We start from the raw sequence: 18,447 nt of genomic DNA, 5'->3' as shown, positions 1-18,447 counted from the left end.
AAAATTTAAAAAATCAACCGATTAAAAAATAGTTAAGCTTGTCCTGTTGGTCCAAAATTTAAGGGAATCTGAGGCTGCTCTCCTTCTTTTATATCACCATGTGCTTTTTCGAATCGGTGAATATTATCAATTAAAGCTTGAGTCAAACGTTTAGCATGTTCTGGAGTTAAAATAATTCTTGATTTTACTTTTGCTTTTGGCATACCTGGCATTATATTAATAAAATCAACTACAAACTCAGTATTAGAATGATTTATAATAGCTAAATTCGAGTAAGTCCCCTCTGCAATTGCTTCATCCAATTCTATATTTATATGCCCTTCCTGTTCTTGATTAAGATTATTACTCATTATAGTCTTTATTTAAATGTTATATATTATCACTAACACAATAATAATAAAAAAATCCTAACAGTTCAAAACTGTTAGGATTTATATTTATTAGAATATTAAAATTACTAGAAGTTATATTCTTCTTTAGTAATCATCAATTCATCATACTCTTCTCTAGAACCTACAATTGTATTATCATAATCTCTCATACCTGTACCAGCTGGAATTCTATGACCTACAATTACATTTTCTTTAAGACCTTCTAAAGTATCAATCTTACCAGCTACAGCCGCTTCATTTAACACTTTCGTTGTTTCCTGGAACGATGCTGCTGAGATAAACGATTTAGTTTGTAATGAAGCTCTTGTAATACCTTGAAGTATTGGAGTAGCAGTTGCAGTGATTACATCACGAGCTACAACTAAGTCCTTATCTTCACGTTTTAATAATGAGTTCTCATCACGTAATTGTCTTGGAGTAACAATCTGCCCTGGTTTTAAATTAACTGAATCACCTGCATCTTCTACAACTTTCATACCATATAACTTATCATTTTCTTCGATAAAGTCTTTTGTATGAATTAGTTGTTCTTCTAAGAACAATGTATCTCCTGGATCATTTACTTGAACTTTACGCATCATCTGACGGATAACTACCTCAAAGTGTTTATCGTTGATTTTTACCCCTTGTAAACGATACACCTCTTGAATCTCATTCACCAAGTACTGTTGTACTGCTGATGGTCCTTTAATTCTTAAGATATCATCTGGCGTAATAGCACCATCAGATAATGGCATACCCGCTCTTACGAAGTCGTTTTCTTGAACTAAAATTTGGTTAGATAACTTCACTAAGTATTTCTTAACTTCACCAAATTTAGATTCAATTACGATTTCACGGTTACCTCTTTTAATCTTCCCGAATGATACAACTCCATCAATTTCAGATACTACTGCTGGGTTAGAAGGATTACGAGCTTCTAATAATTCTGTAATTCTTGGTAAACCTCCCGTGATATCGCCTGCTTTAGAAGAACGACGAGGGATTTTTACTAATACTTTACCTGATTTAATTTTTTCTCCATCTTCTACCATTAAGTGAGCACCTACTGGTAAGTTGTATGAACGAATTAACTCACCATCTTTACCATAAATATGTAAAGTAGGAATTAACTTTTTATTTCTTGCCTCAGAAATTACTTTTTCTTGGAAACCTGTTTGCTCGTCAATTTCAACTAGATATGACTGACCTTGTTCTAAATCTTCGTAACCAACTTTACCTGTAAATTCTGAAATGATTACTCCATTATATGGATCCCATTTACAAATCGTATCTCCTTTGGCTACTATCTGACCGTCTGCAACGAAAATACTTGAACCGTAAGGAATATTGTGTGTACTTAATAAGATCCCCGTATTTTCGTCTACTAATTTTAATTCTGTAGAACGAGAAATTACGATATCTACTTCTTCCCCATCTCCATCTTCTCCTTTAACCGTTTTTAAATCTTCAATTTCTAAACGTCCAGGGAATTTAGCAATAATACTAGACTCTTCTGAAATACCTCCAGCAACCCCCCAACGTGGAACGTACGAAGTGTTAACTGTGTACCTGGCTCACCAATAGACTGCGCTGCAATTACTCCTACTGCTTCACCTTTTTGAGTCATTTTACCTGTTGCAAGGTTTCTACCGTAACATTTAGCACAAATACCTTTAGCTGCTTCACAAGTTAGAGGAGAACGTACTTCAACCGCCTCAATTGGAGAGGCTTCAATTTCTCTAACAATTGCTTCTGTAATTTCTTCACCTGCTGCTACTAAAACTTCAGAAGTTAAAGGATTTACTACATCTTGTAAAGCCACACGCCCTAAGATTCTTTCACCTAAACCTTCAACAATTTCTTCATTTTTCTTTAAAGCAGTTACTTCAACCCCTCTTAAAGTTCCACAATCTACTTGATTTACGATTACATCTTGAGCAACATCATGTAAACGACGCGTCAAGTAACCCGCATCTGCTGTTTTTAATGCCGTATCCGCAAGACCTTTACGAGCACCGTGTGTAGAGATGAAATATTCTAAGATTGATAGACCTTCTTTAAAGTTTGATAAGATTGGGTTCTCAATAATTTCACCACCACCAGCAGTTGATTTTTTAGGCTTAGCCATCAAACCACGCATACCGGTTAACTGACGAATCTGTTCTTTTGAACCACGGGCTCCAGAATCAAGCATCATATATACCGAGTTGAACCCTTGTTGATCCTCACGGATGTTTTTCATAGCTGCTTCTGTTAACTTAGCATTAGCAGATGTCCAAACATCAATAACTTGGTTATAACGTTCATTATTCGTTATAAGTCCCATGTTATAGTTCATGGTAATTGCTTCAACCTCTTCTCTAGCTCCAGCAATTAATGGGTCTTTCTCATCTGGAACCTTGATATCCCCTAATGAGAACGATAATCCCCCTTTAAAAGCAAATCCGTACCCCATATCCTTCATATTATCTAAGAAGGCTGCTGTTGTAGGTACATCAGTAACAGCTAAAATTTTACCAATAATATCACGGAGTGATTTTTTGGTTAATACTTCGTTGATATATCCGGCTTCTTCTGGTACTACTTCATTAAACAATACGCGTCCTGCAGTAGTTTGAATAATCTGATATACCAATTCTCCATTTTCATTGAAGTCTTTTGCTCTTACTTTAATACGAGCATTTAATTCTAATCTACCTTCATTTAATGCTATATGCACTTCTTCTGCAGAATAAAATGTTAATCCTTCTCCCTTAATTGTTAATTGAGGTGTAGACAAACGCTCTTTTGTCATATAATATAACCCAAGAACCATGTCCTGAGATGGTACTGTAATAGGCGCACCATTTGCAGGGTTCAAGATGTTATGTGATGCTAACATCAATAATTGTGCTTCTAAAATCGCTTCAGGCCCTAATGGTAAGTGAACCGCCATCTGGTCACCGTCAAAGTCAGCGTTGAACGCCGTACATGTTAACGGGTGTAACTGAATTGCTTTCCCTTCAATTAATTTAGGTTGAAATGCTTGAATACCTAATCTGTGAAGAGTTGGAGCACGGTTTAATAATACAGGATGTCCTTTAATTACATTTTCCAAGATATCCCATACTACAGGCTCTTTTTTATCTATGATTTTCTTAGCCGACTTAACTGTTTTTACAATACCTCTTTCGATTAATTTACGAATAACGAATGGTTTGTAAAGCTCAGCAGCCATATCTTTTGGTAAACCACACTCATACATTTTCAATTCAGGTCCAACGACGATTACTGAACGAGCTGAATAGTCAACACGCTTACCAAGTAAGTTTTGACGGAAACGTCCTTGTTTACCTTTTAATGAATCTGATAATGATTTTAATGGTCTATTTGATTCTGTTTTAACAGCAGAAGCTTTTCTTGTATTATCGAATAATGAATCTACCGCCTCTTGTAACATACGTTTTTCGTTACGTAAGATTACTTCTGGTGCTTTAATTTCCATTAATCGTTTTAAACGATTGTTACGGATAATTACACGGCGATATAAATCATTTAAGTCAGACGTAGCAAAACGTCCTCCATCTAGTGGTACTAATGGACGTAATTCAGGAGGAATAACTGGAATTACTTTCAAGATCATCCATTCTGGTAAATTCTCTCTATTAAGATTTGCTTCACGGAAAGATTCTACTACTTGAAGACGTTTTAATGCTTCAGTTTTTCTTTGTTTAGATGTTTCATTATTAGCCGCATGACGTAATTGATAAGATAATGAATCTAAATCAACACGAGCTAATAAGTCCATAATACATTCAGCCCCCATTTTAGCGATGAACTTATTAGGATCATTTTCATCTAAATATAAGTTTTCTAACGGAAGTGAATCTAAAATATTTAAGTATTCTTCTTCTGTTAAGAAATCCATTGCTTGTAATGAGTCTCCATCTGCATTTTTAGCGATACCTGGCTGGATTACTACATAACGCTCATAATAGATAATCATATCTAATTTCTTAGATGGTAATCCTAAAATGTACCCAATTTTATTAGGTAACGAACGGAAATACCAAATGTGTGCAATAGGTACCACCAAGTTGATGTGTCCTACACGGTCGCGACGTACTTTTTTCTCAGTAACTTCAACCCCACAACGGTCACAAACAATTCCTTTGTAACGAATTCTTTTGTATTTACCGCAAGCACATTCATAATCTTTTACAGGACCAAAGATACGCTCACAGAATAACCCGTCACGCTCTGGTTTGTGGGTACGGTAATTAATAGTTTCTGGTTTTAATACCTCTCCACGTGATTCAGCTAAAATAGATTCAGGCGAAGCTAAACCAATCGAAATCTGATTGAAACGTTTGATCGTATTTTTATCTTTATTTCTATTTGTTGTCATCTTTTTTGAATTTTTAAGTTTTCAGTATCAGTTCTCAGCCACAGATAAACTATGACTGAGAATGATTAACTGTATACTAATTTATTCTTCTAAACGAATGTCTAAACCAAGACCTTTTAATTCGTGCATTAATACATTGAATGATTCTGGTAATCCTGGTTCAGGCATAGTTTCACCCTTAACGATTGCCTCGTAAGTTTTAGCTCTACCTATTACGTCGTCTGACTTCACAGTTAAGATTTCACGTAAAGTACTTGATGCTCCATATGCTTCAAGTGCCCAAACCTCCATCTCTCCAAAACGCTGACCTCCAAACTGAGCTTTACCTCCTAATGGTTGTTGCGTAATTAATGAGTAAGGACCTATAGAACGAGCGTGCATCTTATCGTCAACCATGTGACCTAATTTCAACATATAGATAACTCCTACAGTAGCTGGCTGATGGAAACGTTCTCCTGTACCACCATCATATAAATAGGTATGACCAAATCTTGGAACTCCAGCTTCATCAGTTAAAGCATTAATTTCATCAAGAGAAGCTCCATCAAAAATTGGCGTTGCATATTTTCTACCTAACTTTTTACCTGCCCAACCTAAAACTGTTTCATAAATCTGACCAATGTTCATACGAGAAGGTACCCCTAGCGGATTTAACACGATATCAACTGGTGTTCCATCTTCTAAAAATGGCATATCTTCTTGACGAACGATACGAGCAACAATACCTTTGTTACCGTGACGACCTGCCATCTTATCACCTACTTTTAGCTTACGTTTTTTAGCAATATAAACTTTTGCTAATTTTAAAATTCCTGATGGTAACTCGTCCCCAACAGTAATTGTAAATTTCTCACGACGTAAAGCTCCTTGCAAGTCATTTAACTTAATCTTATAGTTGTGGATTAAATCATTAACCATTTCATTAGTTTCGTCATCAGCTACCCATTGACCTTTTGTTAGGTGAGCAAAATCCTCAACTGCTTGTAACATTTTTTTGGTGTATTTTTTACCTTTTGGCAATACTTCTTCGCCTAAATCGTTCATTACACCTTGAGAAGTTTTTCCATCAATTATTAAGAACAATTTGTCAATTAAACGATCTTTTAATTCAACAAATTTTGTCTCATATTCCATTTCAAGAGCAGCTAACTCATCTTTTTCTTGAGAACGCTTACGTTTATCTTTTACAACTCTTGCGAATAATTTTTTATCTAAAACAACACCATGTAATGAAGGAGAAGCTTTTAATGAAGCATCTTTCACATCTCCTGCTTTATCACCAAAGATTGCTCTTAAAAGTTTTTCTTCTGGTGTAGGATCTGATTCTCCTTTAGGCGTAATTTTTCCGATTAAAATATCACCAGGTTTCACCTCGGCACCAATTCTAATCATACCGTTTTCATCTAAGTCTTTTGTAGCCTCTTCAGAAACGTTTGGTATATCATTTGTTAACTCTTCGTTACCTAATTTAGTATCTCGAACTTCTAATGAATAGTCATCAATATGGATAGATGTAAAAATATCATCACGAACAACTTTTTCAGAAATTACGATCGCATCCTCAAAGTTATATCCTTTCCAAGGCATGAACGCAACTTGTAAATTTCTACCTAAAGCTAATTCACCTGCTTGAGTAGCATATCCTTCACATAAAACTTGTCCTTTAACCACTTTATCACCTTTTCTTACAATAGGTTTTAAGTTGATTGTAGTACTTTGATTCGTTTTACGGAATTTGATTAATTGATATGTTTTTTCATCTGGATCAAAGCTTACTGCTCTTTCTGCATCAGTTCTTTCGTATTTAATAGTAATTTTATCAGCATCTACATACTCAACAATACCATTACCTTCAGCATTAATTAACACTCTTGAATCAGAAGCTACTTGACGTTCTAAACCTGTACCAACAATAGGTGATTCAGGACGTAATAAAGGAACTGCCTGACGCATCATATTTGATCCCATCAATGCACGGTTCGCATCATCATGTTCTAAGAATGGGATCAACGAAGCTGAAATAGATGCAATCTGATTTGGTGCAACGTCTGTATAATGAACAGCATTTGGCTCTACTACAGGGAAGTCACCTTCTTCTCTAACAATTACTTTATCAGTAGTAATTACTCCTGTATCATCCATTTCGATGTTAGCTTGAGCAATTAACTTACCTTCTTCTTCCTCAGCACTTAAATAAATAGGTTCAGAAACTAAATCTACTTTACCATTCTCTACTTTACGGTAAGGAGTTTCAATGAATCCCATTCCGTTTACTTTTGCATAAACTCCTAAAGAAGAGATAAGACCAATATTTGGTCCCTCTGGTGTTTCAATAGGACATAAACGACCATAATGTGTGTAGTGAACGTCACGCACCTCGAAACCAGCTCTTTCTCTAGATAAACCTCCAGGTCCTAGAGCAGATAAACGACGTTTATGTGTGATCTCTGCTAATGGATTTGTTTGATCCATAAACTGAGATAACTGGTTCGTACCGAAAAATGAATTGATAACGGAAGACAGAGTCTTAGCGTTAATCAAATCAATAGGAGTAAACACCTCATTATCACGAACGTTCATACGCTCACGAATAGTACGAGCCATACGAGCTAAACCAACACCAAACTGAGCTGATAATTGCTCACCTACAGTACGTACACGACGATTTGATAAGTGGTCAATATCATCAATCTCTGCTTTAGAGTTAATTAACTCTATTAAATATTTAACAATAGTTATGATATCCTCTTTTGTAAGCACTTGCTTATCCATAGGAATATCTAAACCTAATTTTTTATTCATTCTATAACGACCTACATCACCTAAATTGTAACGTTGATCTGAGAAGAATAGCTTCTCAATAATACCACGAGCGGTTTCTTCATCAGGTGGTTCAGCATTACGTAACTGACGGTAAATGTGTTCTACTGCTTCTTTTTCTGAGTTAGTAGGGTCTTTTTGTAAAGTATTGTGGATGATTGAATAATCTGCTGTATTATTATCTTCTTTATGCAATAAGATAGACTTTACATTTGCATCAACAATTTCTTCAACATTATCTTTATCTAAAAGCGTATCACGATCTAAAATAATTTCATTACGCTCGATAGATACTACTTCTCCTGTATCCTCATCTACGAAGTCTTCATGCCATGTATTTAATACACGAGCTGCTAAACGACGACCTATATATTTCTTTAAACCTGATTTAGATACTTTAATTTCTTCTGCTAAATCAAAAATTTCTAAGATATCTTTATCACGCTCAAAGCCAATAGCTCGGAATAAAGTTGTTACAGGTAGTTTTTTCTTTCTATCGATATAAGCATACATCACACTGTTGATATCGGTAGCAAATTCAATCCAAGAACCTTTAAAAGGAATTACTCTGGCAGAGTATAATTTTGTACCATTTGCATGGAAAGACTGACCAAAGAATACACCAGGAGAACGGTGTAATTGTGATACAACTACGCGCTCAGCACCATTAATAACAAAAGTACCGCTAGGTGTCATATAAGGAATAGTACCTAAATATACATCCTGAACGATGGTTTCAAAATCTTCGTGTTCTGGATCAGTACAGTATAATTTCAGACGTGCTTTAAGTGGCACACTGTATGTAAGACCTCTGTCTATACATTCTTCAATTGTATAACGAGGAGGATCAACAAAATAATCTAAGAACTCTAATACGAACTGATTACGCGTATCAGTGATTGGAAAATTTTCCATAAAGGTGTTGTACAACCCCTCGTTTCCTCTCTCATCAGATTTCGTTTCTAATTGAAAGAAATCTTTGAACGACTTCACTTGAACATCCAAAAAATCTGGATAATTCGGAATGTTTTTTGTCGAGGCAAAATTCAATCTTTCAGTCTGATTTAATATCATCTATGGACAAAATTATGATTAAAAAAAAGTAATTTTTATGTTAGTCTATTTAACATGTAAAACAATCAATACTTTTTTATTTATAACTCACACATCTTTTGAAAACAAGCGTATTGATAAACTTTAGTTTCTTTCTTCGTGATAAGTTAAAATTCGCATAAAGTTTATTCTGAAAAGAATAACATTACTATACGAAAAAAATGGTTTAGGCCATTGAGTGCTTTACTCAAGGCCTAAACCTATAATTTATACTATGTATAATTATTTAAGCTCAACTACAGCTCCAGCTTCTTCTAAAGCTTTTTCAAGCCTTCAGCTTCGTCTTTAGAAACTCCTTCTTTAACATTTGTTGGAGCAGCATCTACTAAATCTTTAGCTTCTTTTAATCCTAAACCAGTTAATTCTTTAACAGCTTTAACTACACCTAATTTAGAAGCACCTGCATCTTTTAATACTACTGTAAATTCTGTTTGCTCAGCAGCAGCTTCAGCAGCAGGACCAGCCATAACAACTGCAGCAGCAGCTGGTTCAATACCATAGTCATCTTTTAAGATTGCAGCTAATTCATTTACTTCTTTAACTGTTAAATTTACTAATTGTTCTGCGAATTGTTTCAAATCTGCCATTTTTTTCTATCTTTTAAATGATTTGTAAAATTTATATAATTTAATTAGTGCGCTAATTATTCAGCTGTTTCCTCACCTTTTTGCTCTGCATTGTTAAGTAAAGCAGAAATGATGCGTTTAGCTGGAGATTGTAATAACCCGATGATATCGCCGATAACCTCTTCTTTTGATTTAAGAGCTGCTAACGAATCTAATTCTTTATCACCAATATATACTTCCTCATTGATATAAGCTCCTTTTAATAAAGGTTTGTCACCTTTTTTACGGAACTCTTTAATTACTTTAGCTGGAGCATTAGCAATGTCAGCAATTAAAATTGAAGTATTTCCTTTTAAAGTTGTTGGTAAATCACCAAATTCTTTATCAGAAGCTTCCATTGCTTTAGCAAGTAAAGTATTTTTAACAACTTCTAATTTGATACCTGCTTTATAACAAGCTTTTCTTAAATTTGAAGTAGTTTCTGCATTTAAACCAGAAATATCTGCTAAATAAACGATATTAGTTCCAGCTAACTGTGCAGTTAAATCTTGAATCGCTAATGATTTTTCTTCTCTAGTCATGATACTAAATTTTTTTAACTACCAATTACACTGCTTTAGGATCTAAAGCAATAGCTGGACTCATAGTACTTGATAAGTGGATAGACTTAATATAAGTACCTTTTGCAGCAGTTGGTTTTAATTTAATTAATGTTTGAATAATTTCGTGAGCATTCTCTTGAATTTTTTGAGCATCAAAAGAAACTTTACCGATAGCAGCGTGAACGATACCTGTTTTATCAACTTTGAAGTCAATTTTACCAGATTTCACTTCTTCTACTGCCTTACCTACTTCCATAGTAACAGTACCTGTTTTAGGGTTTGGCATTAAACCACGAGGACCTAAAATACGACCTAATGGACCTAATTTACCCATAACAGCTGGCATAGTGATAATTACATCAACATCAGTCCAACCGTCTTTAATTTTTTGTAAGTACTCATCTAAACCTACATGGTCAGCACCAGCAGCTTTTGCTTCAGCTTCTTTATCTGGAGTAACTAAAGCTAATACTCTTACATCCTTACCTGTACCGTGTGGTAATGAACACACACCTCTCACCATCTGATTCGCTTTACGAGGGTCTACACCTAACTTAACAGCGATATCAACTGATTCATCAAATTTTGCAGAAGCAACTTCTTTGATTAAAGATGAAGCATCTTTCAAAGAATACATTTTATTCTTTTCAATTTTTGAAGCTGCAACTTTTTGCTTTTTCGTTAATTTTGCCATTTTCTCTTAGTTTAAAGGAGAATCTCCAGTTACAGTAATACCCATAGATCTAGCTGTTCCAGCTATCATGCTCATTGCTTTTTCAATTGTGAAAGCATTTAAATCAGGCATTTTGTCTTCAGCGATTGTACGGATTTGATCCCAAGATACGCTAGCCACTTTTTTACGATTTGGCTGTCCAGACCCTGATTTAATTTTAGCAGCTTCTAATAATTGAATAGCAGCAGGTGGAGTTTTAACAACAAAATCAAACGATTTGTCTTTGTACACAGTAATTTGTACTGGTAATACTTTGCCTGGTTTATCTTGTGTTCTTGCATTAAATTGCTTACAGAACTCCATGATGTTAACCCCAGCAGCTCCCAAAGCAGGTCCAACCGGTGGCGACGGGTTCGCAGCACCTCCCTTTACTTGTAGTTTAACTACTTTACTAACTTCTTTAGCCATTTTTAAAAAAATTAAGCACATCGATCATTGGAAGCGATTGATGTGAATTATATAAATAAATATTATACTTTTTCTACCTGAACGAAACTTAACTCTAATGGTGTTTTTCTTCCGAATATTTTTACCATTACTTCTAGTTTACGTTTTTCTTCATTTATATTTTCAATAGTACCGTTAAATCCATTGAACGGACCATCAATAACTTTTATCGTCTCACCAACAGAATATGGAATAGATCCATGATCTACAGTAGTTGCTAATTCATCTACTTTTCCTAACATTCTATTAACTTCCGATTGACGCAAAGGCACAGGATCTCCGCCTTTTACTTCACCTAAGAAACCAATTACACCTGTAATAGACTTTATAATATGAGGTATTTCTCCTGTTAAGTTTGCTTCGATCATTACATAACCAGGAAAATAAACTCTTTCTTTACTAATTTTTTACCATCACGTACCGTCACTACTTTTTCAGTTGGTACTAATACTTGTGATATATAATCAGCCATTCCTACACGATTAATTTCTTGCTCGATGTAGGATTTAACTTTATTTTCTTGACCACTTACAGCCCTTACAACATACCACTTCTTCACACTAGTTTCAGCCATAATTCTATTTTATCCTTTTAACAAATTAAAGAAACCCTCAATTGTTTTAGTAAAAATTTCGTCAACACCCCAAGTGGCTAGGGCAAAAATGACAGAGAAGATGGCCACAACTACAGTTAGTTTCTGAACCTCTTCCCATCCTGGCCAAGTCACATTTGACTTAAACTCTTCAAAAGCTTCTGATATATAATTAGTCACTTTGTTCATTATATTTCTTATTTGCACGGGCGGAGGGATTCGAACCCCCATCAACGGTTTTGGAGACCGCTATACTGACCCTTGTACTACGCCCGTATTTTATAAACCAGCAGCATATAACTGCTGGTTTTTGTATTTATTTTGACTAAAATTAGTCTAATATTTCAGTTACCTGACCAGCACCAACTGTTCTACCTCCTTCACGGATAGCGAAACGTAAACCTACGTTTAATGCAATTGGATTTAATAACTCTACAGTAATTGTTAAGTTATCACCTGGCATAACCATCTCAACACCTTCAGGTAATGAAATTGTACCTGTTACGTCAGTTGTACGTACATAGAACTGAGGACGGTAGTTGTTATGGAATGGAGTGTGACGTCCACCTTCTTCTTTTTTCAAGATATAAACCTCTGCTTTAAATTTAGCGTGTGGTTTCACTGAACCTGGCTTACAAATAACCATACCACGACGGATATCAGCTTTATCAATACCACGTAATAATAAACCTACGTTATCACCAGCCTCACCTCTATCTAATATTTTACGGAACATCTCAACCCCTGTAATTGTAGAAGTTAATTTATCAGCTCCCATACCAATGATTTCAACTGGATCACCTGTATTAGCAACACCTGTTTCAATACGACCTGTTGCAACTGTACCACGACCTGTAATTGTAAACACGTCTTCAACTGGCATTAAGAATGGTTTTTCGTTATCACGAACTGGCTCTTCAATCCAAGCATCAACAGCTTCCATTAATTCAATGATTTTAGGAACCCATGTTGGATCATTATTTAATCCACCTAAAGCAGAACCTTGAACTACTGGACCGTTATCTCCATCATACTCATAGAAAGATAATAAATCACGGATTTCCATTTCTACTAACTCTAATAACTCAGCATCATCAACCATATCCACTTTGTTCATGAAAACAACGATACGAGGAATACCAACCTGACGACCTAATAAGATATGCTCACGAGTTTGTGGCATTGGACCATCAGTAGCAGCAACCACTAAGATAGCACCGTCCATTTGAGCAGCACCAGTAACCATGTTCTTAACGTAATCCGCGTGACCTGGACAGTCTACGTGAGCGTAGTGACGGTTAGCTGTTTCATATTCTACGTGAGATGTATTAATTGTAATACCTCTTTCTTTCTCTTCTGGAGCGTTATCGATTTGGTCGAACGACTTAGCTTGACAGTAACCTGCATCAGATAATACTTTAGTGATCGCAGCAGTTAAAGTAGTCTTTCCGTGGTCTACGTGTCCGATAGTACCGATATTTAAGTGCGGTTTCGAACGATTAAAACTTTCTTTTGCCATTTTACTTAATTTTTAATCTTAGTTATAATAATTAGTGTTCAAAAAAATCTTGTGAGCCAATGACGGGATTTGAACCCGTGACCTCTTCCTTACCAAGGAAGCACTCTACCCCTGAGCTACACCGGCGGTAAAGTTTTAGGTTTCTTATTAAAAGCTTCACGTTTCGAATACAACCTGAAACTTGAAACTCTCAAACTCATCTTGTGGGGAGAGCAGGATTCGAACCTGCGAAGGTTTCCCAACGGATTTACAGTCCGTCCTCGTTGGCCGCTTGAGTATCTCCCCGCCTTACTTTTTATTTCACACCTCGTTTCGGAGTGCAAATATAAAACATTTTTTCAATATTTCAAAGAGCCGATGGAGGGACTCGAACCCACGACCTGCTGATTACAAATCAGCTGCTCTAGCCAGCTGAGCTACACCGGCATTCAGTAAAAAAGTCCGCTATTTCTAACGGACTGCAAATGTAAGCATATATTTTAGATTTCAAAAGTTTTTTTTTTTTTTTTTTATTTTTTTTCAAATCAAGCATGCGCCCTCTGTTTTTCCTTGCGTTTTACAAGTAATCTTTCCAAAGCATCAACTGACAAATCCACTCCTTCTTCAAATGATTTACAGGTCTTTTTAACAACAAACTCATCCCCTGGAACTAAAATTTTAGCCTCAACTACTTTATTTTCTTTTTCACTAGTTTGTTCTACTCTCATAAAAATATCAGCAGACACAATTTTGTCATAAAATTTTTCAAGTTTATTTACTTTTTCATCTGTAAAAGAAATCAATTTTTTGTCAATGTTAAAATTAACCGCATGAACATTTACCTTCATAATTAAATCTTTTTAAGGTTAAACAATTTTAAAAGAACTACTTTCGACCTCTCGGATGCGCATTTTTATACACCTCTTTTATCTGCCCTAAACTAGATTGAGTATATACTTGCGTAGACGCTAAACTAGAATGCCCCAAGAACTCTTTTATTGAATTTAAATCAGCACCTCGGTTTAACATATGAGTCGCAAAAGTATGCCTAAGCATATGTGGACTTTTTTTTACCTTTTCCGAGACAATACTAAGATAATAATTTATTAACCTGTAAACAAAAGTTTCATTCATTTTCTTACCATTAGTAAGAAGAAATAAATATTCTTCATCAAACACACAAGACAAACGACTCCTTTCTTCTAAATATTGATTAATTTCTAAAAATATCGCATCCAAAATCGGTATAATACGCTCTTTATTGCGTTTTCCTAAAACTTTAAGAGTCTTTAAATTAAAATCAACATTAACTACCTGTAAATTAATCAACTCAGAACGCCTAATACCCGTAGTATAAAGCAAATCAATTATTAATTTATTACGAAAACCCTCAAAATCGTGACCATACTCCACCTGAGCTAAAGCAAACTCTAATTCTTTTTCAGAAAAAGGAACTTGAACTTTCCTTTCGATTTTCAACGATTTATGTTGAGACATAGGAGAATTTTCTATCACTTTTATCTTTAAAAGAAATTTATAAAATGCTTTTAAAGAAGCCATTTTCCTATTAACCGTAAGATTTGAAAGACCCGACTCAACTAAACTCACAATCCATCCTCTAATCAACACATAAGTCACCCCTTCTAATTCCCCTCCTTCTATTCCTACTAAATAATCAGAAAAAAACAACAAATCCTTAACATAAGCCTTAACTGTATAGAACGAATATTTCTTTTCTTTTAACAAATAATCCTGAAAACGAATTAAATTCTCACTCATAACTCTTTAATTGAAACAAAAAAACCGCTAGTCTAAAAGTACAACTTTTACAACTAGCGGCTTAATATATGATTATAATTTGCTATTAATTTTCTACAGCATCTCTTAATCCTTGGATATATTGTGCTTTCTGAACTTCAGCTCTTCTTGTTACAGAAGGTTTTGTAAACTGCTGACGTGATCTTAATTGACGCACAACTCCTGTTTTATCGAATTTTCTTTTATAACGTTTTAACGCTCTATCGATATTTTCTCCGTCTTTAATAGGTATAATTAACATAATTTTGACACCTCCTCTCAATTTCGATGCAAACGTAATAATTTATTTTGAATTAAGAATTATAATTTTCAAATTATTTTATAAATTTTTTATTTTACATCACAGAAATTATTTATACAAATTAACTCTGAACAAATAAGATAGTGTAAGCCAACTCTATATTTTAATTTTTAAACAACTTTAATCTTTATTTTTTCAAATAAAGTTAACAAATCTATGTTATTCTTAACACCTCATAAAACAAATAAAATTCATATTATTATTCTTTATAATCTTTAAAAAATAAAAAAACTTAGATTCTTATTTGATTTTTGACTAACAATCAAACTTATGGTTTGTTTATTATTTTATAATAGAGCTATTATCTTTTCTGCTTGTTCTACACCAGTAGCCACAGCTCCATGAACTGTCTGATGATCTCCTTGCAAATTAGTTGCTTCGCCTGCAAAAAATATTTTCCCATCTACAGATTGTGCTAAAATCTCTCTAGCATTCCCCATACCTACAGGACTATAAGAATAAGCTCCTCTTATGAATGGATGTTTTGTAAAATTTTGAACACTGGATTTAACAAAAGATTGAGTTGCTTTACCATCAAACATAGAATCCAATTCTTTTAATAAAGCATTCGTTATTGCCTCATTAGTATTGAGATCTGAAAGAGCTTGAGCTTGTTTCCCCATTACAAAAGCTAACAAAATATTATCTTTAGTTTGTTTCCCTATTGTAACGTCTCCATATGCAGCACAAACTGAACCTCCATAAATAAAGTTATCTGGATAAAACTTTTTATTAAATTTTAAAAACACTTTCATTCCGGCTTCCATTCCAATTTTTTGAAAAGCTGCAGTTTTTTCACTAGGCAAAGATGGCTTAAATGCAATATCATTTGACTTTAAAATAGTAATTGGCACTGTAACAATTACTTTATCTGCAACAAAAGTTACTCCATTTACATCTGTCACTTCAATTGATTTTCCTGAATAATCAATTTTTTTTACAATTGTATTCAATTTTATATCTTCTTTCACAAAAGGAACGACATAGTCTTCAAAAACGTCAAAATAAGTTTTACCAAATTTATAATTCTTTTCTTGACTATTTGATTTTTTTGCTTCTTCGTTATCCCATTTAGCAGAAATATTAGTTGAACTTGCTCCTTGATCACCAGCGTAGGCCTCTATAATATGATTATAAGAATTATCTAAACCTTTTTGATGTGCATGTTCCAGATAGCTAATATCTTGAAAAACCTCGTTATCATTCCTAAAAATATCTGTCTTTAAAGGTAAGGTTGGCCTAATTTGATTATTATACCAATATTGTACTTCTACATCATCCAAAGTTATTTTGGTTTGTGTATCTTTAATTATTTTACCTATTATGCTATTTTCTAAATGCAGCCATTCTGCTCCTTGATCAATATCAAAATCAGCAAAACCTGATTGTTTTCCTAGACGTCCGCCATATTTTGAAGAAGCTTCTAAAATTTTAAAACTCACTCCTTTTTTCTTTAGTGTGTATCCTGCAAATAATCCTGCTGCTCCTCCACCAATAATCAATACTTTTACATTCTTTGAATTATCCTCTTCTGCTTGAGAAGCGCAAGAGGTTAAAATTGAAGGTATCAAAACCGAAGCACCCAACACTGTTGAATGTTTTAAAAATTTACGTCTATCCATTAAATTTTAGTTTACTTTTATATAAAAATAGATTGGAACTAAAATAATTTTGTTAAAAAACTATTTTTCGCTAAGCCTAAAGTACGGATTAAAATTTTATTATAAGAAAATTTTTCTTAAAATATTCAAACCTATTTTATTATTGATCCTAAGAGGGTGTCCTAAAGTCTGTAATCTCATTATTTTACTCAAAGACTCTCCTCGAATAGGAAAGAAAAAATGATATAGTACTAACCATGAGACTTCTCATTTCATCCGAGTCATAAAGAGTACGTTGATTTTTTACTTTTTGGACAGCCTCTTTCGGATCTATTATCTTTATAAAAGTTTTATGATAACCTAGCTTAAATAAATCAAGTAGAGAGGAAGAAGTATTTTTAAAAATTTATTGTTATTTTTTCACTGCTGGTTTATAATCTTTATTATCAATGATCATTTTTGATAAAATTTCTTTTAAGATTTCAGATGTTCCTCCACCAATAGGTCCTAATCGGCTATCACGTAACAGACGAGCCAACGGATATTCTTCCATATATCCATAACCTCCTAACATTTGCAAACAATCATAAATAGCTAAATCAGCTACTTTTGTTGATTTTAATTTTGCCATAGTAGCTTCTTTTACAACATATTCTCCTTTATTTAAGCGTGCTACAGCAGCATAATTAAATACTTTACAATGTTCAACTTCTGTTGTATGTTCTACCATTGTATGTCGTAAAGCTTGGAATTTATTTATTGGACTTCCAAAAGCTTCTCGTTGTGCCATGTATTCTAGGGTATAATCTATGGCATACTCTGCACGAGCATGTGCATTAATAGCCATAATCAAACGCTCTAAAGCAAAATGTTGCATTATGTAAGGAAAGCCTTTTCCTTCTTCTCCCATTAAATTCTCCAATGGAATTTCAACATTATCAAACGCTAATTCTGCTGTATCAGAAGCTCTCCAACCTAATTTATCTAACTTAGTAGCGGAAACTCCAGGTGTTTTAGCATCTACTAAAAAGATACTAATCCCTTTATTCCCTAAAGTTGGATTCGTTTTTGCAGCTACTACATAATAGTCTGCATAGACTCCATTTGTAATAAAAGTTTTGGAACCATTAATAATAAATCTATCTCCTTTTTTTTCGGCAGTTGTTCTCATCCCAGCTACATCACTACCTCCAAAAGGTTCTGTAATACAAAGGGCTCCTATTTTATCTCCTGAAATACTTGCTGCTAAATATTCTTGTTTAATACGTTCATCTCCTTCTGCATTTAAATGAGTCATTGCTAAATAAGCATGGGCCCACATGGCTGCAGCAAAGCCTGATGATTTTACTTTTTGTAATTCTTCTAAAAATATTACTGTATAAAATAGGTCTAGATTAGATCCTCCGTAAGCTTCGGGATAATTTAGCCCAAAAAAACCCATCTCCCCAAATTTTTTCCAAATAAAACGCTCTATTGCTCCTTCTTTTTCCCATTTTTCAATGTGAGGCACTACTTCTTTTTGTAAAAAATCGCGAAAACTTTCTCTGAATAATTGATGATCTTCCGTAAAATAAATTGAGTCCATAAAGTTGTAT

Annotated in this window: 12 protein-coding genes, 4 tRNA genes and 3 pseudogenes; all 19 read right to left on the bottom strand. The window is 34.1% G+C overall.

Annotation, left to right across the window (positions count from 1 at the left end; translation table 11 throughout):
• Positions 1–32: 32 nt before the first annotated feature.
• The 19 genes and pseudogenes from JJC03_RS08810 to JJC03_RS08720 all read right to left on the bottom strand — a co-directional run bounded on the left by JJC03_RS08810 (position 33) and on the right by JJC03_RS08720 (position 18,437).
• Positions 33–350 carry a DUF3467 domain-containing protein gene (locus JJC03_RS08810; protein WP_088400723.1) on the bottom strand — a complete coding sequence of 106 codons (318 nt, stop codon included), beginning with the start codon at positions 348–350 and terminating at the stop codon, positions 33–35.
• Positions 351–457: 107 nt separating this feature from the next.
• Positions 458–4,761, bottom strand: a pseudogene (rpoC, locus tag JJC03_RS08805) (DNA-directed RNA polymerase subunit beta').
• A gap of 81 nt (positions 4,762–4,842) precedes the next feature.
• Positions 4,843–8,655, bottom strand: a complete 3,813-nt coding sequence (rpoB, locus tag JJC03_RS08800) for a DNA-directed RNA polymerase subunit beta (protein ID WP_088400727.1) — start codon at positions 8,653–8,655, stop codon at positions 4,843–4,845.
• A 261-nt stretch (positions 8,656–8,916) separates the two neighbouring features.
• A pseudogene (rplL, locus tag JJC03_RS08795) lies at positions 8,917–9,281 on the bottom strand (50S ribosomal protein L7/L12).
• A gap of 56 nt (positions 9,282–9,337) precedes the next feature.
• On the bottom strand, positions 9,338–9,841 hold the full coding sequence (gene rplJ, locus JJC03_RS08790; protein ID WP_088398422.1) for a 50S ribosomal protein L10: 504 nt from the start codon (positions 9,839–9,841) through the stop codon (positions 9,338–9,340).
• Positions 9,842–9,866: 25 nt separating this feature from the next.
• Positions 9,867–10,556 (bottom strand): 50S ribosomal protein L1, encoded by a 690-nt coding sequence (rplA, locus tag JJC03_RS08785; protein ID WP_014166163.1) that lies wholly within the window; start codon positions 10,554–10,556, stop codon positions 9,867–9,869.
• Between the two features lie 6 nt (positions 10,557–10,562).
• The gene (gene rplK / locus JJC03_RS08780; protein ID WP_014166164.1) at positions 10,563–11,003 is read right to left on the bottom strand and encodes a 50S ribosomal protein L11; all 441 of its coding nucleotides are present in this window, start codon (positions 11,001–11,003) and stop codon (positions 10,563–10,565) included.
• Between the two features lie 62 nt (positions 11,004–11,065).
• Positions 11,066–11,616, bottom strand: a pseudogene (nusG, locus tag JJC03_RS08775) (transcription termination/antitermination protein NusG).
• 9 nt (positions 11,617–11,625) lie between these two features.
• Positions 11,626–11,823: a preprotein translocase subunit SecE gene (gene secE / locus JJC03_RS08770; protein ID WP_060382899.1), complete on the bottom strand. Its 198-nt coding sequence runs from the start codon at positions 11,821–11,823 to the stop codon at positions 11,626–11,628.
• A 15-nt stretch (positions 11,824–11,838) separates the two neighbouring features.
• Positions 11,839–11,910 (bottom strand) — tRNA-Trp (locus JJC03_RS08765).
• A 55-nt stretch (positions 11,911–11,965) separates the two neighbouring features.
• Positions 11,966–13,153, bottom strand: coding sequence for an elongation factor Tu (gene tuf / locus JJC03_RS08760; protein ID WP_088398423.1), 1,188 nt, complete (start codon positions 13,151–13,153; stop codon positions 11,966–11,968).
• A 54-nt stretch (positions 13,154–13,207) separates the two neighbouring features.
• A tRNA-Thr gene (locus JJC03_RS08755) sits at positions 13,208–13,279 on the bottom strand.
• 78 nt (positions 13,280–13,357) lie between these two features.
• Positions 13,358–13,438 (bottom strand) — tRNA-Tyr (locus JJC03_RS08750).
• A gap of 67 nt (positions 13,439–13,505) precedes the next feature.
• Positions 13,506–13,579: transfer RNA gene (locus tag JJC03_RS08745), tRNA-Thr, on the bottom strand.
• A gap of 98 nt (positions 13,580–13,677) precedes the next feature.
• Positions 13,678–13,980 carry a ribosome hibernation-promoting factor, HPF/YfiA family gene (hpf, locus tag JJC03_RS08740; protein WP_088398424.1) on the bottom strand — a complete coding sequence of 101 codons (303 nt, stop codon included), beginning with the start codon at positions 13,978–13,980 and terminating at the stop codon, positions 13,678–13,680.
• Positions 13,981–14,017: 37 nt separating this feature from the next.
• On the bottom strand, positions 14,018–14,911 hold the full coding sequence (locus JJC03_RS08735; RefSeq protein ID WP_103714696.1) for a tyrosine-type recombinase/integrase: 894 nt from the start codon (positions 14,909–14,911) through the stop codon (positions 14,018–14,020).
• An 85-nt stretch (positions 14,912–14,996) separates the two neighbouring features.
• The gene (rpsU, locus tag JJC03_RS08730) at positions 14,997–15,191 is read right to left on the bottom strand and encodes a 30S ribosomal protein S21 (protein WP_088398426.1); all 195 of its coding nucleotides are present in this window, start codon (positions 15,189–15,191) and stop codon (positions 14,997–14,999) included.
• A 347-nt stretch (positions 15,192–15,538) separates the two neighbouring features.
• The gene (locus JJC03_RS08725) at positions 15,539–16,873 is read right to left on the bottom strand and encodes a flavin monoamine oxidase family protein (RefSeq protein WP_088398427.1); all 1,335 of its coding nucleotides are present in this window, start codon (positions 16,871–16,873) and stop codon (positions 15,539–15,541) included.
• Between the two features lie 391 nt (positions 16,874–17,264).
• Positions 17,265–18,437 (bottom strand): acyl-CoA dehydrogenase family protein, encoded by a 1,173-nt coding sequence (locus JJC03_RS08720; RefSeq protein ID WP_088398428.1) that lies wholly within the window; start codon positions 18,435–18,437, stop codon positions 17,265–17,267.
• Positions 18,438–18,447 lie beyond the last annotated feature (10 nt).

This window comes from Flavobacterium oreochromis (genome assembly GCF_019565455.1).
Classification (GTDB): domain Bacteria; phylum Bacteroidota; class Bacteroidia; order Flavobacteriales; family Flavobacteriaceae; genus Flavobacterium; species Flavobacterium oreochromis.
Note: the sequence above shows the minus strand (reverse complement) of the source record. Positions and strands in the feature narration are given on the sequence as shown.